This is a genomic window from Enterococcus sp. DIV1283b (assembly GCF_051710965.1).
GTDB classification, from domain to species: domain Bacteria; phylum Bacillota; class Bacilli; order Lactobacillales; family Enterococcaceae; genus Enterococcus_B; species Enterococcus_B lactis.
Window position 1 is genome coordinate 1,945,001 of the sequence record NZ_JBIOLR010000001.1, and the last position, 24,563, is coordinate 1,969,563.

At 39.4% G+C, this 24,563-nt stretch carries 16 protein-coding genes and 1 rRNA gene (1 of these 17 cut by a window edge); 3 read left to right on the forward strand and 14 right to left on the reverse strand.

All coding sequences use genetic code 11. The features are described 5' to 3' along the window. The 6 genes from IGJ53_RS09605 to IGJ53_RS09630 all read right to left on the reverse strand — a co-directional run. Positions 1-1,223, reverse strand: a 16S ribosomal RNA gene (locus IGJ53_RS09605); it reaches 338 nt to the left of the window's first position. 663 nt (positions 1,224-1,886) lie between these two features. After that, on the reverse strand, positions 1,887-3,392 hold the full coding sequence (locus IGJ53_RS09610) for a HAMP domain-containing sensor histidine kinase (RefSeq protein ID WP_002310397.1): 1,506 nt from the start codon (positions 3,390-3,392) through the stop codon (positions 1,887-1,889). Next, positions 3,389-4,075, reverse strand: coding sequence for a response regulator transcription factor (locus IGJ53_RS09615; protein ID WP_002290973.1), 687 nt, complete (start codon positions 4,073-4,075; stop codon positions 3,389-3,391). The genes IGJ53_RS09610 and IGJ53_RS09615 overlap by 4 nt, the downstream gene beginning before the upstream one ends. A 191-nt stretch (positions 4,076-4,266) precedes the next feature. Next, positions 4,267-5,688 carry an NADP-dependent phosphogluconate dehydrogenase gene (gene gndA, locus IGJ53_RS09620; protein ID WP_002290971.1) on the reverse strand — a complete coding sequence of 474 codons (1,422 nt, stop codon included), beginning with the start codon at positions 5,686-5,688 and terminating at the stop codon, positions 4,267-4,269. Positions 5,689-5,857: 169 nt separating this feature from the next. Then, positions 5,858-6,037 carry a 50S ribosomal protein L32 gene (rpmF, locus tag IGJ53_RS09625; RefSeq protein WP_002290970.1) on the reverse strand — a complete coding sequence of 60 codons (180 nt, stop codon included), beginning with the start codon at positions 6,035-6,037 and terminating at the stop codon, positions 5,858-5,860. A gap of 57 nt (positions 6,038-6,094) precedes the next feature. Next, positions 6,095-6,664 (reverse strand): YceD family protein, encoded by a 570-nt coding sequence (locus IGJ53_RS09630; RefSeq protein WP_259742016.1) that lies wholly within the window; start codon positions 6,662-6,664, stop codon positions 6,095-6,097. Positions 6,665-6,849: 185 nt separating this feature from the next. Here IGJ53_RS09630 and IGJ53_RS09635 point away from each other — a divergent pair, with 185 nt between their 5' ends. After that, positions 6,850-7,752: a LysR substrate-binding domain-containing protein gene (locus IGJ53_RS09635; RefSeq protein ID WP_010733444.1), complete on the forward strand. Its 903-nt coding sequence runs from the start codon at positions 6,850-6,852 to the stop codon at positions 7,750-7,752. A gap of 35 nt (positions 7,753-7,787) precedes the next feature. On the opposite strand, the gene pyk is transcribed toward IGJ53_RS09635, so the two are convergent. From pyk to dnaE, 3 genes are all read right to left on the reverse strand, one after another. Then, entirely contained in the window at positions 7,788-9,572 is a 1,785-nt protein-coding gene (gene pyk / locus IGJ53_RS09640; protein WP_002290965.1) for a pyruvate kinase, read from the reverse strand. 73 nt (positions 9,573-9,645) lie between these two features. Then, entirely contained in the window at positions 9,646-10,608 is a 963-nt protein-coding gene (gene pfkA / locus IGJ53_RS09645; RefSeq protein WP_002310395.1) for a 6-phosphofructokinase, read from the reverse strand. A gap of 167 nt (positions 10,609-10,775) precedes the next feature. Continuing rightward, complete coding sequence (gene dnaE, locus IGJ53_RS09650) at positions 10,776-14,087, reverse strand: DNA polymerase III subunit alpha (RefSeq protein WP_259742015.1); 3,312 nt, start codon at positions 14,085-14,087, stop codon at positions 10,776-10,778. 229 nt (positions 14,088-14,316) lie between these two features. Between dnaE and IGJ53_RS09655 the strand changes: the two genes are divergently transcribed. Beyond that, the gene (locus IGJ53_RS09655) at positions 14,317-14,502 is read left to right on the forward strand and encodes a YjzD family protein (RefSeq protein ID WP_002290959.1); all 186 of its coding nucleotides are present in this window, start codon (positions 14,317-14,319) and stop codon (positions 14,500-14,502) included. A gap of 60 nt (positions 14,503-14,562) precedes the next feature. On the opposite strand, the gene IGJ53_RS09660 is transcribed toward IGJ53_RS09655, so the two are convergent. Together IGJ53_RS09660 and IGJ53_RS09665 are read right to left on the reverse strand one after the other, a co-directional pair. Beyond that, positions 14,563-15,759, reverse strand: a complete 1,197-nt coding sequence (locus tag IGJ53_RS09660) for a multidrug efflux MFS transporter (RefSeq protein WP_002290958.1) — start codon at positions 15,757-15,759, stop codon at positions 14,563-14,565. Between the two features lie 169 nt (positions 15,760-15,928). Further along, positions 15,929-17,365 (reverse strand): NCS2 family permease, encoded by a 1,437-nt coding sequence (locus IGJ53_RS09665; protein ID WP_002310391.1) that lies wholly within the window; start codon positions 17,363-17,365, stop codon positions 15,929-15,931. A gap of 292 nt (positions 17,366-17,657) precedes the next feature. On the opposite strand from IGJ53_RS09665, the gene IGJ53_RS09670 reads away from it, so the two are divergent. Then, the gene (locus IGJ53_RS09670; RefSeq protein ID WP_002314169.1) at positions 17,658-18,470 is read left to right on the forward strand and encodes a Cof-type HAD-IIB family hydrolase; all 813 of its coding nucleotides are present in this window, start codon (positions 17,658-17,660) and stop codon (positions 18,468-18,470) included. A 303-nt stretch (positions 18,471-18,773) separates the two neighbouring features. Here the strand turns inward: IGJ53_RS09670 and IGJ53_RS09675 are convergent, their stop codons facing one another. The 3 genes from IGJ53_RS09675 to thrS form a co-directional block, all read right to left on the reverse strand. Further along, entirely contained in the window at positions 18,774-20,927 is a 2,154-nt protein-coding gene (locus tag IGJ53_RS09675; RefSeq protein WP_010733442.1) for a peptidoglycan D,D-transpeptidase FtsI family protein, read from the reverse strand. 304 nt (positions 20,928-21,231) lie between these two features. Then, positions 21,232-22,080 carry a MurR/RpiR family transcriptional regulator gene (locus IGJ53_RS09680; protein ID WP_010733441.1) on the reverse strand — a complete coding sequence of 283 codons (849 nt, stop codon included), beginning with the start codon at positions 22,078-22,080 and terminating at the stop codon, positions 21,232-21,234. A gap of 221 nt (positions 22,081-22,301) precedes the next feature. After that, a complete protein-coding gene (thrS, locus tag IGJ53_RS09685; protein ID WP_002373474.1) occupies positions 22,302-24,245 on the reverse strand; it encodes a threonine--tRNA ligase in 1,944 nt (647 codons plus the stop codon). Positions 24,246-24,563: the final 318 nt, after the last annotated feature.

Genomic DNA, 24,563 nt, shown 5'->3' on the forward strand with positions numbered 1-24,563 from the left:
ATGATGATTTGACGTCATCCCCACCTTCCTCCGGTTTGTCACCGGCAGTCTTGCTAGAGTGCCCAACTGAATGATGGCAACTAACAATAAGGGTTGCGCTCGTTGCGGGACTTAACCCAACATCTCACGACACGAGCTGACGACAACCATGCACCACCTGTCACTTTGCCCCCGAAGGGGAAGCTCTATCTCTAGAGTGGTCAAAGGATGTCAAGACCTGGTAAGGTTCTTCGCGTTGCTTCGAATTAAACCACATGCTCCACCGCTTGTGCGGGCCCCCGTCAATTCCTTTGAGTTTCAACCTTGCGGTCGTACTCCCCAGGCGGAGTGCTTAATGCGTTAGCTACAGCACTGAAGGGCGGAAACCCTCCAACACTTAGCACTCATCGTTTACGGCGTGGACTACCAGGGTATCTAATCCTGTTTGCTCCCCACGCTTTCGAGCCTCAGCGTCAGTTACAGACCAGAGAGCCGCCTTCGCCACTGGTGTTCCTCCATATATCTACGCATTTCACCGCTACACATGGAATTCCACTCTCCTCTTCTGCACTCAAGTCTCCCAGTTTCCAATGACCCTCCCCGGTTGAGCCGGGGGCTTTCACATCAGACTTAAGAAACCGCCTGCGCTCGCTTTACGCCCAATAAATCCGGACAACGCTTGCCACCTACGTATTACCGCGGCTGCTGGCACGTAGTTAGCCGTGGCTTTCTGGTTAGATACCGTCAAGGGATGAACAGTTACTCTCATCCTTGTTCTTCTCTAACAACAGAGTTTTACGATCCGAAAACCTTCTTCACTCACGCGGCGTTGCTCGGTCAGACTTTCGTCCATTGCCGAAGATTCCCTACTGCTGCCTCCCGTAGGAGTTTGGGCCGTGTCTCAGTCCCAATGTGGCCGATCACCCTCTCAGGTCGGCTATGCATCGTGGCCTTGGTGAGCCGTTACCTCACCAACTAGCTAATGCACCGCGGGTCCATCCATCAGCGACACCCGAAAGCGCCTTTCAAATCAAAACCATGCGGTTTCGATTGTTATACGGTATTAGCACCTGTTTCCAAGTGTTATCCCCTTCTGATGGGCAGGTTACCCACGTGTTACTCACCCGTTCGCCACTCTTCTTTTCCCGGTGGAGCAAGCTCCGGTGGAAAAAGAAGCGTACGACTTGCATGTATTAGGCACGCCGCCAGCGTTCGTCCTGAGCCAGGATCAAACTCTCATAAAAAGTTCGAACAATCTTACGATTGTTAAGCTCAATTTGTTTGCTAGCATATTGCTTGCTTGTTAAAAATGTTTGTTGTCTTGAATTGAATCAAGACGCCCTACACATTTGGTTTGTCTTACTTTGTTCAGTTTTCAAAGGTCTAATCTTTTTGTTTCAACAACTCTTTAATCTTATCAGATTCAGAAGAGAATGTCAACAATTTCTTTGTTTATTTTTTCTAAATGTCTTTATCGCTCATTAGCAGCGACTTGATTATCATACCATTTCGATCGTTATTTGTCAATAACTTTTTTGAAGTTTTTTTCGATAAAATCAAGCTTTATAAGCTTTCTCACCTAAGCGACTTCGTTATTATAACATGATATCAAAAGTGCGTCAACACTATTTTTTATAATTTTTAGCGACACCTTAAAGGAATCATTTAGAACAAATAATAATATAGCAATCTCTTTATAAAATTGCAATAGAAAATTTCCTATTTTTCTTTATTATTTTTAAAGACGAATATTAAAGTGTTTTTATTGTTTTTTGTTCACCTAAAAGCTATTTACGATTTATCAACGAATGTTATTCTATTTTATTGTTCGCTAAATTTCTTATCTGCTTGTATTTGGCTTCTTCTTTCTTAATGTATAATATAAAAAAACAAGCAAAGCACATGCTTTACTTGTCTTCTGTTTTTGCGATAGGAATAAAAATTCTAAAGATAGTCCCTTGCCCAACTACGCTTTCTGCTAAGATACGACCCTTATAGTTTTCAACCAATTGTTTTGCGATAGACAATCCCAGACCATTTCCGCCCTTCGTTCTAGCCCTCGCTTTATCCACACGATAAAAACGATTGAAGATCTTATTAAGGTCTTCTTTGGGTATTCCTTCACCAAAGTCCTGTATAGCAATCTCAAATTCATTCAGAGTAGAAGAAATAGAGATATGGACTTCTTTTCGTGTAGTTGAATATTTTACTGCGTTATCCAATATAATAATGATTAATTGCTCAAAGTGATTACGATAAATTTGCAGGGTCACTTCTTTTGTCAAATCATCATCTAAAGTAATCACATAGTCTGGGTATAATATCTTGAAATTATTATAAACTTGATAGGTGACTTCTTTTCCTTTAGTTGTTTCATTTGCATAATGGACATCTACTTGTTCTGCTCTTGATAAGTCTAGCATCTCTTGAACTAAGCTTTTCATGCGGCTGATTTCTTGCATGCTGGCGCTTAACGATTCTTCCAATATCTCAGGATCATCTTTCCCCCAACGATTTAGCAAACTAAGATGCCCTTCAATGATTGCTACAGGAGTTCTTAATTCATGAGAGACGTCTTCCACGAACTGCTCTTGTTGTTCGATATACAAACGCATGCGGTCAAGCATCTCATTGAATATTTCAGCTAAATCTGCCAATTCATCATTCGTGTCGATTTCAGGCATGTGGATATCTGATTGCGGATCTTTACGTATAGTATCCATTGTATCTCTGAGTACCTTTAGTGGTTTCAAGAAGTAAGAAGATAAAAAGAAACCTAAAATACTACTTAAAATCAAAGAAACGACTTCTAAAACAATAAGAGTCAATAATAGCTTATTTCGGATATCATAGAAAGAAGATAATTCATAGAAGCTTTGCGCATAACCGATCTTTTCTCTTGTACCTTTAGAATATATAGGCTGTATAGATAAAAAACCAGTTTTCCCTTCTAGTGTAACAATCGTTGGCACTTTACGTGTTGTTTGGATCAAGTTTCGACTGTTTTCGTGAGTTTTGAAAATCAAGTTCTCATCTAAATCATACACATAAAGATCCATCGAAGGCTGCCCTAGCTCAGCTATAAAGGAATCAATCTTCATTAAATTTCCTTCGACCAGTGAAGTATGATCTATGACCTCATCTCCGTCATTTGTTGCTTTCGTCAGATTACGATACGTATTCACTAATGTCAGTTCTTCATCCGAGTTAGCCAAACGAGAGGCTACTTCTGAAATCGTACGTTCTACATTGTTTCTTTCTTTTGCAACAATCAGGTTGATAGATGATTTATAGGTAATGACCGCAAAAATTGTAAATACGACGAATATGAAGAAAGAACTCGCAAAGGCCCACTTGATTGTCAAGGAGGGCCCTTTCAGTTCTCTTTTTTCCGATTTTTTCGGCTTTATCACGAGCGCATCACATAACCTGTTCCGCGGACAGTTTGGATATAGCTTTCCTCCCCTGGAACGTCAATTTTATTGCGAAGATAACGAATATATACATCCACTACGTTTGTTTCAACTTCCGTTTCGTATCCCCATACTTTATTTAGCAAAACATCACGTGCTAATACCACGTTCACGTTTTCCATTAAAGTAAGTAGCAATTCGTATTCTCTTTTTGTTAGTTCAATTACTTCGTTTCCGCGACGTACGACACGGTTTTCTTTTTCGATAGTCAAATCACGATAAGTAATAGTGGTTTGTTTTGCCACATTTTTGTCACCTTCAATATCGATTCGACGCAACAATGCTCGAAGGCGTGCTAATAGTTCTTCGATAGCAAATGGTTTGACGATGTAGTCATCTGCTCCATGGTCAAGTCCTGATACACGATCGATTACAGAATCTCTTGCAGTCATCATAATAATTGGTGTATTTTTGACTTGGCGTACGCGTCTGCAGACTTCTAAACCGTTCAATTCTGGAAGCATCAGGTCCAATAATATGGCATCCCACTCATTATTTAATGCCGCATCTAAACCAGTACGACCGTTGTAATGGACTTCTGCGTTATACCCTTCATGCTTCAACTCTAGCTCGACAAATCGAGCTAAGTTCTTTTCATCTTCAATGATTAGAATATTACTCATTTATTATTTTATCCTTTCTATCTACTGGCTTTTTAAAAACTCTATCATTATACCGATAATCTGCTTAAAAATCTATAGTCATTTTATCATGAATAGCAGTTTTAAAAAAGAGCTGAAGTCTACTCATAACAATTGACTTCAGCTCTTTCGTCCTCTTTTTATTTTCTCATTTCCTAACAGCCGAAAGACTATTATTCTTCATGGTACCATGAGTAATGGAAGATTCCTTCTTTGTCGACACGTTCATATGTGTGTGCGCCAAAGTAATCGCGTTGGGCTTGGATTATATTTGCAGGCAGACGTTCTGCTCTGTATGAATCGAAGTAAGCGATGGCTGATGAGAAAGTTGGTACAGGTACGCCAGCTTGGACAGCCAAGGCAACGACGTCTCGGACTGATTGCTGATATTTTTTCGTGATTTCAACGAAATAATCATCTAGCAATAAATTTTCGATCTCAGGATTTTTGTCATAAGCATCCGTGATTTTTTGCAAGAATCGAGCTCGGATGATACATCCAGCACGCCAGATTTTTGCGATTTCGCCAAATGGCAAATCCCAATCAAATTCTTTTGAAGCGACACGTAATTGAGCAAATCCTTGAGCATAACTCATGATTTTACTGAAATACAACGCTTCTCGGATTTTTTCGACCAATTCTTTTTTGTCTCCTGTGAACTCAAAATCGTTCGTACGAGACAAAATTTTACTTGCTTGTACGCGTTCTTCTTTATAAGCAGAAATGTAACGGGCAAATACAGATTCAGTAATCAATGGAAGTGGCACGCCTAAGTCAAGCGCACTTTGGCTTGTCCATTTACCTGTTCCTTTATTTCCAGCTGCATCAAGGATCACATCTACGACTGGTTTACCTGTTCCTTCATCGTCTTTTCGAGTCAGGATGTCAGCTGTGATTTCGATCAGGTAGCTGTCTAATTCGCCTTGATTCCATTCTTTAAAGATATCAGCCATTTCTTCTACTGAAAGGTCTAAAATATTCTTCATCAAGTCATAAGATTCAGCAATCAGCTGCATATCTCCATACTCAATACCGTTGTGTACCATTTTCACATAGTGTCCGGCTCCGTTTGGGCCAATATAGGTAACACATGGTGCTCCGTCTTCTGCTTTTGCAGAAATTTGCTCTAAGATTGGTGCAACTAGCTCATACGCTTCTTTTTGTCCACCAGGCATGATTGAAGGTCCTTTTAAAGCTCCTTCTTCACCACCGGAAACGCCTGTACCGATAAAGTTAATACCAGAGTTGGCTAATTCTTCATTACGACGCATCGTATCTTTAAAGAATGTATTTCCTCCGTCAATCAGAATATCGCCTTTATCAAGGTGAGGAAGCAACTCTTGGATTGTTGCATCTGTTGCCGGTCCTGCTTTGACCATCAGAAGAATCCGACGTGGTTTTTCGATTGATTCTACAAATTCTTCGATTGTGTACGTTGCTTTGAAATTTTTATCTGGGTGTTCTTCTACTACAGCGGTTGTTTTAGCCCCTGTACGGTTGAATAAGGCCACTGAATAGCCGCGGCTTTCTATATTCAAGGCTAGATTTTTACCCATAACGGCCATACCGACAACGCCGATTTGTTGTTTTGACATATGAACTCCTCCTACATACGGGATTTCTCCCTAATCTCTTACATTATAGCTTAACACGGCTACATTGCAAACTAAAGAACAACATATTTTTTATTTATCGCTTATAAAAAAATAAACCTCAAGGCTCCATGGTTAGCCTTGAGGTTTTACATTTTCTAATTAAAATGTATTAAGCTTCTTTTGACATTACGTCCTTACCATCATAGTAACCACAATTTGCACATACGTGATGGCTTTTTTTCATTTCACCACAGTTTGGACATTCGTTTAATCCTTTGATTGTCAACTTGTAGTGTGTACGACGTTTTGCTTTTTTAGCTTTTGATGTTCTTCTAGCTGGTACTGCCATTTTGCTACACCTCCTTGTAAAGTCTTGCACCTATAATAGATACAATATATTCCAATCTTACTTGTTATCTGAACTTTTTGATTCAGAATCAAAAAGTTCAGATAGTTTTGCAAGACGAGGATCAATTTTATTCTCGGCTTCTTCCATTTTTCTGCGTTGGTATTCTTCTTCGGAAACAACTTCCCAATCATTGCCTTTTGGAAGTTCTGTTGCTGCTTCCTCTTCTTTTGTCAATACCCGCATCGGAATCGCCAATAAGATGTTGTCTTCAATTGACTCTGCTAAATTCAATAACGGACCTTCAATCAGCAAAATCTCATCTGCAGACATTTGCTCATTTCTGCTTTGGAATTGTTCTTCTGTCATGAATACTTCGTCTACAGAAAAGTCCATCGGCAGTTCAACAGGTTCTAGCGAACGTGTTGAAGGAACTGTCAAAGTCGTCTGCACAGTGTAATGAACGATATAGCCTTTCTTATCAACTGAGACCAAACCTTCGACTTCCACTGGCGCAACATCAAGTATTAAATTGTCTCGCTTCATGAGAGCGGCTTTCAAGTCGAGCGTCTCATGAAAAGTTAACGGTGTCTCCTGGTATTTTCTCAATTCCAATAAAGACCATTTCATTTTTCATCACTCCTAAGCAACAAAAGCAATTATACAGGGCAAAAACCATGTTGTCAATGAAATTTTCTTGACACCTTGCAGTTCATAAAAAAACAGAAATATCTTTAACAGAAAGCCTCTGTTTGCTATCATCTTCAGAATCATTTACAATAATCATTATTCTATCAAAGGAGCGGATGATCTTTATGAACACGAAAGATATTGAATACTATGTCCAAATCGTCAAACAAAAAAACTTTACGAAAGTTGCTAATTATTTCCGTGTGAGCCAACCTACTATTACATATGCATTACAACGTCTTGAAAAAGAGTTTGACGCCATACTTATCACAAGAGATCGTTCGCATCACGAATTAATCGTCACACCTTCTGGAAAGCAGCTGTTTCTCCATGCACAAACTATTCTCCAAGAGATTTCTACTGCAAGGGCTGAAATCACTCAGTTACAAAAGAAAAAGCTGCGTTTTGGCATGCCGCCTATTATCGGCAATGAGTACTTTCCAAAACTGTCAGGTTACTTTATCAAGCATGAATTGATGAATCAGATTGAAATCACCGATGGAGGCTCTCGGGACTTATATGGAATGATCCGTCAAGGGAGGATCGATTTAGCCGTATTAGGCTCAACACAGCCAATCGTAGATCAATATTTAGAAACAGAATTACTTTTGGATAAACGTTTCATGATCGTCGTTCCGCCTACTCACCCTCTTGCCCAGCAGAAGGCGGTCTCTTTCAAAGATATATCAGATGAACAGTTTGTGTTATTGAACGAACATTATGTCCACCCAGCAGCATTCACTAAACTTTCTAAACAAACACATACTCAACCAAAAGTTGTTTATCAAAGCAATGATTTGACGATTTTAAAGAGTATGATCCGTGAAAATGTTGGTATCGGTTTTTTGGCAGAGATTGCTGTCCATCCTGAAGATCATTTAGTTTGCCTCCCACTTTCAGACGAAGTTCAGCCTCGCTTCTTGATTTCATTGGCAAAACGAACACAACAGCTTGTCACACCGCTTCAAGAACAAGTAGTCCAGGTCATCCATGAATTCGTTTCAGCACAAAAAAACAGCTCTTCATAAATGAAGAGCTGTTTTTATTTTGTATTAAGCTTAAATTAGATAGCTGTTGTTTCGCCACGGTAAACGATGCCGCGACGTGAATCAACAGTAATCAATTCGCCATCAGTAATTGTTGTTGTTGCGCCTTTAGCACCAACGATTACAGGAATATCTTGTGCAATTCCTACAACTGCAGCGTGAGAAGTCAATCCGCCTTCTTCAACGATAACAGCAGCTGCTTTTTCGATTGCAGGCATGTATTCTTTGTCAGTTGATGGTACAACTAGAACCATTCCGTCTTTTGCTTTTTTTACAGCTTCTTCAGCAGATGAAGCAATAACTGCATTTGCAACGACAGATTTTTGTCCAACGCCTTGAGCTTCTAATAATTTAGAACCAATCATTTGAATTTTCATCACGTTAGTTGTTCCGCGTTCGCCAACTGGTACACCAGCAGTGATCAAGATTAAATCGCCTTCTGATGCGAAACCTAATTCAACAGCTTTTTTAGCTGCTAGTTCAAACATTTCATCAGTTGTTGATGGTTTTTCAGCAACTGTTGGGTAAACACCCCAGTTTAACATCAAACCGCGTTTTGTGCGTTCGTCAAAAGTAACAGCCAAGATATCTGCATCTGGGCGATATTTTGAAATCATTTTTGCAGTGTAGCCTGATTCAGTTGCAGCAACGATTGTTTTGACGCCTAGATTTTTTGCAGCACGAGCTACAGATAAACCGATTGTTTCAGTTACATCTGTTTTATCGAATTCGTTCAATTGGAATGTACCTAATTCTGATAATGCATTTTCAGCTTCTTGGTCGATACGTGCCATTGTTGAAACAGCTTCAACTGGGTAGTCTCCGTTTGCAGATTCACCAGATAACATTGTTGCATCTGTTCCGTCAAATACAGCATTGGCAACGTCAGAAGCTTCCGCACGTGTTGGACGTGGGTTTTCTTGCATTGATTCTAACATTTGTGTAGCAGTGATAACTGGGATACCAGCAGCGTTACATTTTTTGATGATACGTTTTTGAACCATTGGTACTAGTTCAGCTGGGATTTCCACACCCATATCTCCACGGGCAATCATAACACCATCAGAAACTTTGATGATTTCGTCAATGTTGTCGATACCTTCTTGAGATTCGATTTTAGGGAAGATTTGAACATGAGTCATGTCTTTTTCTTCTAAAATTTCGCGAATATCTAGAACGTCTTGTGCTTTACGTACAAAACTTGCAGCGATAAAGTCGATATCGTTGTCTAAACCAAAACGAATATCGTCAGCATCTTTTGGAGTAATACCTGGCAAACTGATAGAAACGCCTGGTGCATTTACCCCTTTACGTGATCCTAGCATACCTGCATTTTTAACTTCTACGACTAATTCACGGTTTGCTTCGTCTTTTTCAATGATTTCCATGTCGATCAAGCCATCATCGAATAAAACGTGTCCGCCTACGTGAACATCGTCAAATAATCCTGGGTAAGTAACCGCGATTTTTTCTTTTGAACCTACATGTTCAGGATCCATAGAGATGCGTGTTTGATCTCCTACTTCAAATTTGATGTATCCTGCACGACCAAAATCAGCTTCTGTTGTGCCTTGAACAGTTGTACGGATTTCAGCTCCTTTTGTATCTAAAAGAATACCGACATCTTTTCCTGTCTTTTTAACTGCTTCACGGACCATAGTCATACGTGATAATTGTTCTTCATGGTCACCATGAGAAAAGTTAAAGCGGAAGACATTTGCCCCAGATTCAATCAATTGAGAAATAATTTCTACTGAGTTACTTGCTGGTCCTAATGTACTAACGATTTTGGTTTTTTTCATTTAAAAAACTCTCCCATTCAATTTTGTTTATTTAAAGCTGTACACAGCTTAAATAGCTTGGTTTCTTTCACTCTTAAAATGAAAGTGAATTATTTAGATCATATAATGATAAGTCTGGTTTATGCTTGTTGTTTTCTAGTGTATCAATGATGTCAGCTGCAACGATTTCGTTGTCATGGATACCGACACATAATCCACCTTTTCCTTCTTGAAGCAATTCGACAGCGTAAGCACCGAATTTACTTGCTAAGACGCGGTCGCGTGCGCTTGGTGCTCCACCACGGACAACGTGTCCCAAGATAGATACACGTGTATGATAGTCGCCAAATTCTGAAAGTTTTTCAGCGAATTCATTTCCGCCCATTACACCTTCAGCCAAGATGATCAAGCAATGTTTCTTCCCACGATCACGGCCTTCTTGGATTTTTTTAGCAACTGAAGCCATATCAAAATCATGTTCTGGGATGATGATTTCATCTGCTCCGCCAGCTACACCTGACCATAAAGCGATGTCACCTGCATTGCGTCCCATTACTTCGATAACGAATGTACGAACATGAGAAGTCGCTGTGTCACGAATACGGTCAATTGATTCTAGCACTGTATTGATTGCTGTATCAAAACCGATCGTGAAGTCAGTACCAGGAATATCATTATCGATTGTTCCAGGAATACCTACTGCTGGGAATCCACGTTTTGTCAAAGCCATTGCGCCATGATAAGAACCGTCTCCTCCGATAACCACTAGACCTTCGATCCCGAATTTTTTCAATTGTTCGATTCCTTTTAATTGACCTTCTTCAGTTGCAAATTCTGGATAACGTGCAGAATACAAGAATGTACCACCACGTTGGATCTTGTCACCTACATCTGCCACATCAAGACGACGAATATCTCCAGCAACTAAACCGGCAAACCCATAATTGATCCCGTATACTTCCAGTCCTTCGTAAATACCTTTACGAACAACGGCACGAACAGCTGCATTCATTCCAGGTGCGTCTCCGCCACTGGTCAAAATTCCGATGCGTTTCATAATAAACATTCACCTCATTAAAATACTTTATCCTAAGTATAACTTAGGTTTACAACCATTTTTGCGTTAACCACGACTAACATTCTAACATTATTTTTCTCGCTTGTCTTGATTTACGGATAAAAAAATGAAAAAAAATGAAAGCAAGTAGTATTTTTTACCGTAAGTTATTTGAAAACCACATTATCTTCGCCAAGTAGAGAAACAAGTTGCCCCTTTATACTCTTGCTGTCATCCACCCAATAAGCATCTGACAGAACAACTTTTCGTTGTGTTTTTTCGTGGTACATAATTACTGGAATATATCCTGGGTGTTTCTGAAAAATCCCTTGTAATTGTTTCATTATCTCAGGGTCTTCCCGTTCTTCTGTAATACGCAAATAGCACGTTTGTGAAGGATACTGTGTTTCTAACTGACGAGGATCAGCAAAGCTTTCTCCAATCAATTGTAGTTCCTGGTTATATTTGCTGATTTCGCTACGCCCTTGAACAAAGATCACTTGATCAACTGCAAACAGGTTACGATATTTTCGATAAAGAGTTGGAAAAACCGTGACAGAAATTTCTCCGCTACTATCGGTTCCTTCCACGAAGGCCATCAGTTCGCCTTTTTTTGTCCGAATCTCTCTAACTTCCTTTATCATCAATAGTAAATTGACTGGTTGATTAGGAACGATATCTGTAATCAGCTGAACCTGTTTAGCTAAACGAAGCCGGTCAAACCCTTCTGCAGGATGCCCTGACAAATAAACACCTAAGTATTCCTCTTCCAGCTTCAGTCGTTCTTCTAGTGTATAGTCAGCAACTTCTTCTTCTTTTAATGCCATGATTCCTAGCAAATCTAGACTGCCACCACTGTAAACGATATTTTGGATTTTTCCTTCGAGATCAAGCATCAATTGTTTCCTGTTAGGAGATAATTCATCAAAAACGCCTACTGCTGTCAGTGATTGCAGTAACTCTAATTTCAGCCACCGCTTATCGATCCGTATGAGGAATTGATCTACTGACTTGAACGGGCCATTTTGTTTTCTTTCATTCAATACATCTTCTACAAAATCACGTCGGATGCTTTTTATCGCTGTCAGCCCGAATCTGATTTCTTCCTTATTGACCAACTCAAAACTATAATTGCTTTGATTGATGGATGGTGAAGAAAGTTTGAGTTTATTTTTACGTGCTTCTGCAATATATTCTTTCAATTTCGTTGTGTTATGCCGAACAGAATTCATTAGACTAGTGAAGAAAGCCCCTGGATGATGAGCCTTTAGATATGCCATTTGGAATCCCACGAAGGAATAAGCAAATGCATGCGACCGATTGAATCCATAGTTTGCAAATTTTTCAATATATTCATATACAGTCACTGCTGTTTTTTCCGAATATCCTTGTTGTAATGCTCCTGATACAAAATGCGACTTTTCTTCATCTAATACGTCTTTTTTCTTTTTACTAACTGCCCGCCTCAAAATATCTGACTGTCCTAATGTAAATCCAGCCATAGTCGAGGCGATCTGCATGATTTGTTCCTGATAGACAATCACCCCGTATGTGTTTTTCAAAATCGGGATCAGTGAATCATCGGGGTAGCGAATGGCTTCTTTTCCTTTTTTTCTGGCAATGAAGGTATCGATATTTTGCATAGGACCTGGACGATACAACGCATTGACCGCGGCAATATCTTCGATGTTTTCTGGTTCTAATCTTCGTAAAACGTTTCGAATACCAGCAGATTCAAATTGAAATACTCCTGAAGTTTCGCCTCGTTGAAATAAGAGTAGCGTTTTTGCATCATTTAATGGAATCTCTTTTAATCGGATTTCCTGCCCTTCTACTCGCTTAACAGCCTTTAAAGTAAAATCAATAATCGATAAATTGCGTAGTCCTAGAAAGTCCATTTTCAAAAGACCGATGGCTTCTACCTCATTCATCGTATACTGGGTCAGAAAAGCTTCATCAGAACCGCGTTGGAGCGGTACCAATTCAAGTAGATTCCTATCGCTGATAACTACCCCTGCTGCGTGAGTCGAAACGTGTCTTGGCAATCCTTCTAAAATCACTGCGGTTTTGAATAAAAGTTGGTTTTTTTCGCTTGCCTGAACTAATTCTACTAGTTGACGCGATGTTTTGTAGGCTTGGGTCAATGTGATTTTCAGCTGGTTTGGTATTGCTTTTGACCAGCGGTTTGCTTCACTTTGTGACAGACCAAACACTCTAGCCGCATCTCTAAGAACCATTTTTGCAGCCATTGTACCAAATGTCGCGATTTGCGCCATGTGATATTGTCCATACTTTTCTCGAACATAATTCAATACTTCCTCACGTCGGTTGTCAGGAATATCCAAATCAATATCCGGCATCGTAAAACGTTCAGGATTTAAAAATCGTTCGAATAGCAAGTCATACTCTAATGGATCCACATCTGTGATTTCTAACACATAGGCTACTAATGAACCAGCAGCAGAACCACGGCCTGCACCGGTAACGATTTTATTTCTATGAGCAAAAGCCATTACATCCCATACGATCAGGAAATAATCATCGAATCCCATTTGATGGATGACAGATAACTCATAGTCCAAACGTTCTCGGTACTCCTTTGTATAATCAACGATCCGATGTTCCACTTGCGAGTAGCATAGCTCTCTTAAATATTCTCCAGCTTGTTTTCCTTGAGGGACGGGATAATGCGGGAGTAATTTCTGATGAAACTGAAATTCAAATGAAATCGATTCGGCCAAGCGCTGAGCACCTATTACAGCTTGGGAAAGACCCGCTTCTTCGAATCGTTTGATCATTTCTTGTTCTGAAAGCAGGTAACCATTTGCCGGTGGTAAAGGTGCAGATAAACTTTCTAAAGGCATCTGACTTCCCTCTTTGATATGCTTCATCACTTCAAGCGCAAAAAGGTCTTCTTGCTGTAAACTAGCGATCGGATGCAATGCACAAAGCGGATAATTTTCTTTTGTCACATACTGATACCATTCAGGCAATTGATCAGGCGTGTTTTCTGACAAGCCGATATAAAAATCTTTAGTAAAAACATTTTCAAGCAAAAACTGCCAATGACTGAAAAAATGTTCCTCTTTATTGAAAGCCTCAGAAACAGAATGATTTGCCGGAACGACAAACACTAGATGGTCGGTTTCTATCATATCATCAAGTGCCATTTTTTCTTGGATCATTTTTCGACTGGAAAGTTTCATCAGCTGCTGATAACCTGTCTCATCTTTTGCGTACGCAAGCAAACCATAATTTTTTTCTTCATAAGTATAACTAAGATGTAATCCAATGATTGGCTGTATTCCTTCTTCTACACAAATACGATAGAATTCAGGTGCACCGTATAAGACATCTTTATCCGTTATGGCTAATGAAGTGTAGCCTTGTTTTTTTGCTTCTTGTACATATTCTCGAATACGGATCGTACTTTGTAAAAGAGAATAAGAAGTAATTGTATAAAGTTGTGGGAAAAACATCTTGCATTCCGCCTTTTTTTTCGTTAAAATTCACTAGCGTTAAAAGGTCTGATCCTTTTACTTTCATTAAATAACAAGTGCTGAAGTTCATTGTTCTACTTCATTTGCTTGCTTCTAGTCTGTAGGAATGAGTTCTTTCACAAGCACTCGAATTTTATTGAGATTTAGTCTCGTTTCTTTACATTCAAAGAAAATCTGGTAAAATTAAGATAGAAAAGAGGTGTTCTTTATGCGATATATCGTTACATTATTCTGGGCTGTCGTTCTAGGTCAAGTAGTCGGTTATATTGGTGCTGCATTAACAAGCGGAACATATGATTTTACTTTGACAACAATCATTTCATTAATTGCGGGTGTCATTATCCTTTTGATTGGTGCAGTTGCGCCAAGAAAAGAAACCTCTGCCCATTCGTAAAAAACCAGCCAAGAGCTTGAGATATCTCAAGCTCTTTTTTGTTTCCAATTATCACCACTATTATAATCTACTGCGAAGAACTTTACGAAAATTGAATAGAGAAAGAAGAATATTTGACAGGACGAATAAACTTGTCACAATAAAAACAGCACTGTAATTATAAGCATGCGCAACTGTCGACCCCAGCATGGGTCCTAGAACCTGTCCAAAGTTACTGAACATCTGATTATAGCTATAGATTCGGCTGACCCCTTCTTGTGGCGTGATCTTACTGATCAGTGTATTGACAGAAGGCATCAAAGCACCAGTTGAAAAGCCTAAAATAAAACGAAGTATACCTAATTGGAGTGGTGTCGTGACAAACGCCATGGGCAAATAACAGCAAAATGATAAGATGAGTCCTCCAATTAAAACTTTTTGATTCCCAATCTTATCCCCTAGTTTTCCTAGTTTTGGTGAAGAAAAGACTGCGGAAACACCAGCTATCGACACAATCAAGCCGCTGACAAACAGGATATTTTCTGTACTTCCGCTCAATTCACGAATATATAAGGTCAAAATAGGGCTGATCGTAGTGATCCCTATCTGTAAAATCAAGGTCGTGATGAAGAGACCAATCAAAATAGAGAGATGATCCATTTTTGAAAAAATTTCTTTGGTGCTTATCAGATCTTTTTTCTCGATTGGATGGAAATCTTCTTTGACTAAGAAGATGGTCAGCACCGTTGTGATCATCAACAAAGCCCCTGTGATCAAGAATACATTTTCCATACCAAACCACTGAGCCAATGCACCGCCCATTGAAGGTCCGATCAGATTCCCCGCAATCGCTCCGGTGGATAATGTTCCTAATGCCCATCCGCTCTTTTCTCTAGGCGCTTGTGAAGCGATCATTGCTGTTGCATTTGGAATATACCCAGACAAAATCCCGTTCCAAAAACGCATGATCAAAAGCCAATACGCGTTCGGCACAAAAGCTAAAGAACCCATCGTCAACGTCATCCCAGCTGCTGCACGGATCATCATGAGTTTTCGGCCTTTTCGATCAGCTAGATTTCCCCAGATTGGTGCAACCACGGCAGATGCAAAAGCAGTAACAGAGATTGCTAATCCCGAAAACAATTCGATTTGATCTTTTGGTGTTCCTAATTGCTCAACATAAACTGGTATGAATGGCATAACTAAACTAATACTTGCACCAGTGAAAAAACAGCCAATCCACGCAATCACTAAATTTTTTCTCCAATTAATCTCCATCTATCATCCCTCTTTCGTCTCTTTTATCATACCTATTTTCGAATAAACAAGCAACGATCTCGCTAGTAAAAAGAGAAAAATCCCGCAAAGATCATTTTATATGTAACGTTCTTTTTATGTAAAACAAAAAGAGACCAGAACAAATGCTGTTCCAATCCCTTCTCTTTATTTAAATCGTTGCTAGAATGATGAAGTTGATGATGAATAAAATATCAACAATCCACAAAGCAACAGAAACTTCATTGAATTTTCCTTTGATTACTTTGACAATTGTATAGAAAATAAATCCTGCTGCAATCCCATAGGAAATGCTATAGCACAATCCCATAAAGATCGATGCAAAGAAGGCTGGTAAAGCTTCTTCCATATCTAGCCATTTGATGTCTGCAAAAGAAGCCATCATCATTACTCCGACCAAAATCAGTGCTGGCGCAGTTGCTTGATTTGGTACAATGGCGATCAGCGGGGAGAACAGACTACTTAATGCGAATAGCACTGCCACTACTACTGAAGTCAAACCAGTACGTCCACCGGCTCCGATTCCAGCTGCAGATTCGACATAAGTTGTTGTATTTGATGTACCAAAGATAGCACCTACGGAAGTAGCGATTGCATCGGCAAATAGCGCTTTATCCATTTTTGTTTTGAACCCGCGACCATCTTCCAATGCGATCTCGTCCTCTTTTGAGAAAATACCTGTGCGGCGTCCTGTACCGATAAATGTTCCAATCGTATCAAATGTATCAGATAAACTGAATGCGATGATCGTCATCAATACTTGAGGGATCTTGGAAGAATCACTGAATAAAGATTGCATTCCTTCAGAACCAAATGCTGCACCGAACGTTGTTCCTAATTCTTTAAATGAATTGCCTAACGAATTCGTTTGCCAATCAATGGAACTTAAATCAACAACACCCATAAAAATCCCAAGGACTGTGGTCGCTACGATACCGATAAGAATAGCACCACGGACGTTTTTTACAACTAAAATGGCTGTCAGTACCAGACCAATCACGGCTAACAAGATAGGTGCGTTGTCAAAGTTGGCTAACGCGGGAACGATTCCGCCATTTATCGTAACATTTGTTGCTTTTCCACCTTCAACGACAGAACTCGAAATAGCAGATTGGTCTGCTGAAAAAGATAAGAATCCTGCATTTTTGATCCCAACATACGCAACGAAAATACCGATCCCGCCACCAATCGCATGTTGAAGACTTTCAGGAATCGCCCGAATGATCATCTTTCGGATATTTGTAACAGTAATAAAAATATTGATTAATCCGCAAATAAAAACCATTGCCAAGGCTTGTTGCCAAGAATAGCCAAGCCCGAAAACGACCGTAAAAGTGAAAAATGCGTTCAATCCCATACCAGGTGCCTGAGCATATGGGACATTCGCGAACAATCCCATGACTAGCGTACCAATGATTGATGCAATGATTGTGGCTAGAAATACTGCTTGGAACGGCATACCTGATGCTGATAAAATCGTCGGATTTACGAATAAGATATAACTCATGGCAAAGAATGTCGTTACTCCCGCCATTATTTCAGTTGATACATTTGTATTGTTTTTCTTTAAACCGAAAAACTTTTCCATAAAAAGTTCCACTCCCTGAATTTTTTTCTGATGGAAAACTATAATAATAAAAAATATGCAAAATATGGCAAATCCATCGAACAATTTCAAATTATATAGGCGTTTCATTCGTTTTTCAACGTTTTTTTAACAAAAAAACCGAAAACAATACTTAATGTTCGTGTTTAGCTCGTATTCGTTCATTTACATAGCCATAACTGTATTTTTTGTTAGGAATAACTGATTGCTCTTGTTAATTACCTAAAATATGCTAGACTAAAACAAATGCTAGTTGAGGAAGGAAGGACCTTTATTGAATAAAAAATTAATTGCCATCGATCTGGACGGAACGACCCTCAATCAAGATTCGATGATTACCTCTAAAACAAAAGAGACCCTGAAAAAAGCAATCAATGCTGGTCATCATGTCAGTATCGCTACTGGACGCCCATTTCGAATGAGCCATCAATTTTACCAACAATTAGAGTTAACAACACCAATGGTTAATTTTAACGGCGCATTGGTGCATATCCCTAATCAACATTGGGATGGCGAAAGAGAAACGTTGATTAATCGTGAAATTGCTTTTGAAATCTTATCGCAAAAAAAACAGTTGAATCTAGACTTTATCGCTGCTGAAAATCGGGATACTTTTTTTATCGACAGCTTTGACTTCTTTGATGAAAAAATTTTTGCTTCTTCACGTCCTGGAGAAAAAAACTTGCTTTCTCCTAAAAATCTGACGACAAATCCTACATCTTTGCTTGTCCGAACAGACAAGCGTTTTGCAGAAGCTGTATCTGCTGAATTAACACGTCAATTTGGCAGTTATGTGGATGTTCGTACATGGGGCGGTCCCACGGCGATCTTAGAGATTGTTTCAAAAGGAATCCAAAAAGCAAAAGGTGTGCAAGAGATTGCTAACTACCTATCGATCGATCAACAAGACGTGATTGCTTTTGGTGATGAGCATAACGATTTGGAACTGCTGGATTATGCAGGCTGGGGAGTGGCTATGGCTAATGGTACTGATCAGCTCAAAGGCATCGCAAATGATGTCACTCCTTTGAGTAATCAAGAAGACGGTTTAGCTGTTTATCTGGAAAAATTACTTAAACTACAATAGAGAATTAGATTCCACAAAAAAAGGTTGTGACAATTTTTGTCACAACCTTTTTTGCTGAGTAAACGGTGCTCAATCAGCTGTCCTTCGGTATTAGCTCAAAAACGGCAAAATATGAGAAGCTATTTTTCCGTTTTGTTTCTCTAATACTCAGGTCAGGGCGCTGATTTCACAACCTCTTCCTTAAACGGTGCTCACAAGCCAGTTTCTCGGTATGAAGCCAAATTTAAGCAAAAATGTGAGAAGCTATTTTCACAAAATTTTTCTTCATACTCGAAACTAAGCAGCTTTTTCACGACCTCTTTTTTATTTTGCCATGAACATATCATAATACGCGTCCATTATTTCTTTAGCAATCGTCAAGTTCATGTGGTCTTGTTCATCTAATAAGTTCGGCAAGACGACACTGATCGCGATTTCCGGATTGTCTGTTGGTCCGTATGCCACGATATTACTATTGACTGTCGTAATATCTGGGTGACCTTCCGCAACCGTTTCTGCAGTCCCTGTTTTTGCAGAAAGGTCCATTTTCGCACTGGCTAATGGTTTGGCTGTTGTGTAAGGGTCGGTACCATGAACAACCTGATGGAACCCTTCACGGAGGATTGCCATATTTTCTGCAGATATATTGACCGTATTTTCTACTGTCGTGCCCATTTCTTTTTTCACTTCACCCAAATTCCCATTTTCGTCATTGCCATAGATTGCTTTGACTAGGTGAGGCTGTACTCGTTTCCCGCCATTAGCGACTGTTGAAGCATATTGAGCTAATTGGATCGGTGTATATGTGTCAAACTGTCCAAATGCTAAATCGGTAAAGTTACCTGGAGTATACCATTCTTTGCCATTATCCGCATTGAACTTCTTCATATACTCAACAGAGCGTGAGATCCCAGGAGATTCATTCGGCAAATCGATCCCAGTCGTTGTACCAAGACCAAACTCTTTGAAAGAGTCTCTCAATTGTTGATAAGCTTTAGCTTCTTCATCTAAACTAGGTAGTCCCATTCCAGGAGTATAGTCTAGCCCTAGCATCTTTAATGCCACTTTGATCATATACGTATTGGAAGACAATTCCAATGCTTTGACTGCATCAAGAGCAACTTGTCCGTTTCGGTTAAAGACAGAGCTTTTTTCTGAAGCACCTTGTAGACGAATCGGTTCATCAATCAACACTTGATTCCCGCTGATCGCGTTACTTGCCCAACCTGCTGTCAAAGTACCAGCCTTGACTACAGACCCTGGAGCAAAGGCGCTAGTGATCGTGCCCAAAGCATTCTCGGTGATTTCCTTGGAACCTTGCTCATGACTGAAACCAGTCATTGCTAACACTTCTCCTGTCTGAGGATTCATGGCTACTGCATAAGCACCAGGCGAGTACTGTGCTTTACCGTTGTTGATCAATGTTTGATAATTTCTTTTTAGGATTTCTTCTACTTTTGATTGGAATTCTGCATTCATCGATAACATTAAATTAGAACCTTTTTCCCCAGAGAAGATTTCTTTTTGATTCGAAACATTTCCTTCATTGTCAAGGGAGACTTCATATTGGGTTTTGGTTCCTTGCAGGACATCTTCATATTGTTTTTCCAAATAACTTTGTCCCACACGGTCATTCCGAGAATACCCTTTTGCTAAATACTTCTCTGCTTCATCTGCTGGAAGACCTTGTTTTTCAGTCGTCACACTGCCAAGAATACTTTTTAGTGAACTTGCTGCGTTATATTCGCGTGTCCAGTCTGTGCCTGTCGAAACTCCTGGAAGCTCAGAAGCGCGTTCCGCCACAACAGCTAATTCTTGGTCAGTAACACCAGAGTTCTTGATATAGACCGTGTTTAATTCATAGGCACTGTTCATCCGTTTAAAGATGGTAGCGATCTTTAATTGCTCCTCGTTCAAGTTGATCTCATCATCTGTTACTTTATTGACCATCGCACTGTATTGTTCGCTGTTTCCTAATTGCTTTTCTTTTGCCGAAAGTCTTTTTGTGGCTTCCTTCAAATGTTCCGGATCAGCCAGCCAAAAATCTTTTTTATCTCTATCTGTCAGATTTTCATCTGCCGGCACATCAATCAGCGAGTTCAGCTTCGTTGCGATTTCAAGTAGGTCTTTAGCCGTCACTTGTGTGCCCCTCGTATAAGTGATTGCCTGATTCGCTTTATTTGTGACTAACGCTTTTCCTGTGGAATCGTAGATCATTCCGCGAGGGGTACTTTCTTGGACTGTAATCGTAGAAGTAGATTTCACTCGCGCTTCCATCTCTTCACCATTCACGATCTGCAAATAGCCCAATCTAGCAATCAACGCAACAAATAACGTAAATATAATGAAAAAAAGAAAATTTAAGCGAAAAGGAACATGCGACCGACGAAACGTTTTGTTTTTAGGCTCTTGTGCCCCTTTTCTTATTTTTTCTATCCAAGAAGTATTTACTATTTTTTTCATAAAATCTTTCATCATTTCCTATCCTTCCGCCTATTTACATTCATGCTTCATTGTACCCAAAAACTTCTTAATAAAAAAGAAAAAATGAGCGGAGCAAGAAATTCTTTACCTAATTTCAAGATAAAATCAACTTTTTGTTTCACAGCAATCATCTGAAGTTGCATATCCAACTATTTTTTTCATTAAAAACTAAACTTATTTTTGAAAATTATGCTTTCTAAAGTCGTGAAACACTTCAATAGAACATTTCTTTGTGGAAAACTATAAGTTGTTATTCTAAAAAAACTTGTATCAAAAACAGTAAGGTAAGTTTAGTTTTTTATTTTGAATCCATAAAATAGTCTTGGATTGCTTCTCTTGTTTTTTTCACTTTTTCACTAAGTGATTCGTTTTTAGCCATATAAAAATAAAAAATGATATCAATCGTAGCGAATTGGGCCAAAAGTGAATTGGTTGCCGCACTTCGATTGGTGATTTCTTTTGGTCTTGATGTTTGTACGAGTACATCGGCTATCTTGCTAAGTGGGTTATTTCCAAATTGCGTCAACGCAATGATTTCGATATTCATATTTTTTGCTAGCTCAGCTAATGCAACTACATCTGCGCTTCTCCCTGAGTTCGAAACAAGCCAAAGTACTTTCTTCTTCTCATTGCTGACAAGTTGTGGGAGCAAGACATGGATATCTCTTTCAAAAATGATTGGCTTACCGACACGAGACCATTTTTGCAGAATGTCTTCTACCACTAAAGAAGAGGCACCAACACCATATAAAAAAACAGACTCAGCCGATTCCAAACATTCTACGACTTTTTGGATCGTTTCTTCTTCCAGAATATCTACTGTTTCTTTTATCGCTACTTGCGCATTATTTCCAAGTTTGTTTTTGATAGAATAAAAGGACTCATTTGCTTCGATATCGCTAAATCCTTCATCGATTCCAGTCTGTAGTTCTGTTGAAATCGTGATTTTGAAGTCCGTTAAACTTTGAAACCCGATTTTTTTTGAAAAACGTACAACTGTCGGCGCACTCAAACCTGAAGCTTCCGCTAATTCATTAGCTGTCATTGTGGGAACCTTCTCAATATTTCCAATAATGTAGTTGGCCAACTTTTTTTCTGCTGAAGAATAATCTTCCATCATACTTTCAATACGACTAATTACGCTCATAAGTTCCTCCATCCTTTTAATAATCGTCTATGTAAGTATACCATATCAGTCCCTTGTTAACGGTCGTGTACTGGATAAAAAAACAAAAAAACAATCCGCACAATAGGATATCTTACTCCATCAATCCCACAAATTCTATTGACCATCTGTGGGATTGTGGAATATCTGTTCTCTATTGTTTGGATTGTTTTTTATTTAGTGCTTTTTTATAGGCAGCTTATCTATTTGTTTTCTCTGCTGTAATTTTTGACTTCTGCTTCCATAGCATCAATAAAGATATTCAAATCTTCTACAGCTGTTTCTTTACTTCCGTAACGACGTACATTCACTGTTGCATCTTCCAATTCTTTGTCACCGACAACTAATTGGTAAGGAATTTTTTGTGTTTGAGAGGCACGAATCTTATAGCCCATTTTTTCATTGCGGTCATCGACTTCTACACGTAAACCTTTCATTTGCAAGCGTTCTTTGATTTCATAAGCATAATCGCCATGTGCATCAACAGAAACAGGGATGATTGTCGCTTGTATTGGTGCTAGCCATGTTGGAAAAGCACCTTTGTATACTTCTGTCAAATAGGCGACAAAACGTTCCATCGTAGAAACGATTCCGCGGTGGATAACTACTGGACGATGCGTATTTTCCCCATCTTCTCCAACATATGTCAAATCAAAGCGTTCCGGCAATAAGAAGTCTAATTGTATAGTTGACAATGTTTCTTCTGTCCCAAGAGCTGTTTTGACTTGGACATCTAATTTTGGTCCGTAAAAGGCTGCTTCACCTTCTGCTTCAAAGTAATCTAGCTCTAATTCATCCATAGCAGCTTTCAGCATTGCTTGGGCTTTTTCCCACATTGCATCATCATCAAAATATTTATCTGTATTGTTTGGATCGCGGTAGCTTAAGCGGAAACGATAATCTGTAATATTGAAGTCAGCATATACCGCGACCATCAATTCAAGCGTACGTTTAAATTCATCTTTGATTTGGTCAGGACGAACAAATGTATGACCATCGTTCAACGTCATTTCTCGTACACGTTGTAAACCTGACAAAGCACCTGATTTTTCATAGCGGTGCATCATTCCTAATTCAGCGATACGAATTGGTAATTCACGGTAAGAATGGATGGCGTTTTTGTAGACCATCATGTGATGAGGGCAGTTCATTGGACGAAGAACAAGCATTTCGCCATCTCCCATATCCATTGGCGGGAACATGTCTTCTTGATAATGATCCCAGTGTCCAGATGTTTTGTACAACTCAACATCTCCCATGATCGGTGTATACACATGTTGGTAACCTAGACTAACTTCTTTGTCTACGATATAACGTTCGATCGTGCGTCGGATTGTTGCCCCTTTTGGAAGCCAGAATGGCAAACCAGAACCAACTTCTGGAGAAACCATAAACAAGTCAAGTTCTTTTCCTAGTTTACGATGGTCTCTTTCTTTTGCTTCTTCACGCAGACGGATATATTCTTTCAAAGCTTTTTTATCAAAAAAGGCTGTTCCGTAAACTCGTTGCATCATTTGATTGTTTGAGTTTCCACGCCAGTAAGCACCTGCCACTGATAATAATTTGAATACTTGTATACGACCAGTAGACGGAACATGTGGTCCACGGCACAAATCGATGAATTCACCTTGTTGATAGGCAGTAATCACTTCTTCTTCTGGCAATTCACTAATCAGTTCTACTTTGTATGGGTCACTTGCAAAAATTTCTAATGCTTCTTGTTTTGAAAGAACACGGCGTTCGATTGGCAGATTTTCTTTGACGATTTTCATCATCTCTGCTTCGATTGCGGGAAGATCTTCTGCAGTTACTTGATTTTGTCCATTGTCTGTATCATAGTAAAATCCTGAATCAATAGCTGGTCCAACACCAAAGTGGATATTTGGATAGAGACGGCGCATTGCTTGAGCCATCAAATGAGCTGCTGAATGTCGGACTAATCCAAGTGCATCTTCATGGTCTGGTGTGATGATCTCAATACTTGCATCTTCCTCGATTGGACGAGTCAAATCAACAAGTTTGCCGTTCACTTTACCAGCTAAAGCTTTTTTTGCTAAGCTTTTTGAAATACTTTCAGCGATTGCCAATGTTGTTGTACCAGCCTCAAATTCTTTGACTGCACCATCTGGAAAAGTAATTTTTATCATAATAGTTTCCTCCTTGAAATGTTTTGATTGATCAGATCATCAAGCTGAAAAACAAAAAATCCTAGCATCTCTTGAAAAGAGATACTAGGACGAAAAGTTCGTGGTTCCACCTAATGTTCAAACGCACATGCGTTCCTCAAACGTTGTAACGGTCCGACCGCCCTTGCTTCAACAAGGGTTTCGAAAGTGGTCATCCTTTGGTTTTCTCCTGGAAAAGTTTCAGCCTAGCTTTTCCTCTCTTATCGAAGACTCTCAAATTCAGTTGGCTTTCTCATCAATCAATTATGTGTTTATTTAACCACTAATAAATAGAAAAAT

Coding starts and splice junctions, on each gene's coding strand:
- IGJ53_RS09655 (WP_002290959.1), top strand. CDS start 14,317: ATGCGATATATCGTTACATTATTCTGGGCTGTCGTTCTAGGTCAAGTA.
- gndA (WP_002290971.1), bottom strand. CDS start 5,688: ATGTCAAAACAACAAATCGGCGTTGTCGGTATGGCCGTTATGGGTAAA.
- IGJ53_RS09680 (WP_010733441.1), bottom strand. CDS start 22,080: ATGAGCGTAATTAGTCGTATTGAAAGTATGATGGAAGATTATTCTTCA.
- thrS (WP_002373474.1), bottom strand. CDS start 24,245: ATGATAAAAATTACTTTTCCAGATGGTGCAGTCAAAGAATTTGAGGCT.
- rpmF (WP_002290970.1), bottom strand. CDS start 6,037: ATGGCAGTACCAGCTAGAAGAACATCAAAAGCTAAAAAAGCAAAACGT.
- pyk (WP_002290965.1), bottom strand. CDS start 9,572: ATGAAAAAAACCAAAATCGTTAGTACATTAGGACCAGCAAGTAACTCA.
- pfkA (WP_002310395.1), bottom strand. CDS start 10,608: ATGAAACGCATCGGAATTTTGACCAGTGGCGGAGACGCACCTGGAATG.
- IGJ53_RS09665 (WP_002310391.1), bottom strand. CDS start 17,365: ATGGAAAAGTTTTTCGGTTTAAAGAAAAACAATACAAATGTATCAACT.
- IGJ53_RS09635 (WP_010733444.1), top strand. CDS start 6,850: ATGAACACGAAAGATATTGAATACTATGTCCAAATCGTCAAACAAAAA.
- dnaE (WP_259742015.1), bottom strand. CDS start 14,087: ATGTTTTTCCCACAACTTTATACAATTACTTCTTATTCTCTTTTACAA.
- IGJ53_RS09615 (WP_002290973.1), bottom strand. CDS start 4,075: ATGAGTAATATTCTAATCATTGAAGATGAAAAGAACTTAGCTCGATTT.
- IGJ53_RS09675 (WP_010733442.1), bottom strand. CDS start 20,927: ATGATGAAAGATTTTATGAAAAAAATAGTAAATACTTCTTGGATAGAA.
- IGJ53_RS09630 (WP_259742016.1), bottom strand. CDS start 6,664: ATGAAATGGTCTTTATTGGAATTGAGAAAATACCAGGAGACACCGTTA.
- IGJ53_RS09660 (WP_002290958.1), bottom strand. CDS start 15,759: ATGGAGATTAATTGGAGAAAAAATTTAGTGATTGCGTGGATTGGCTGT.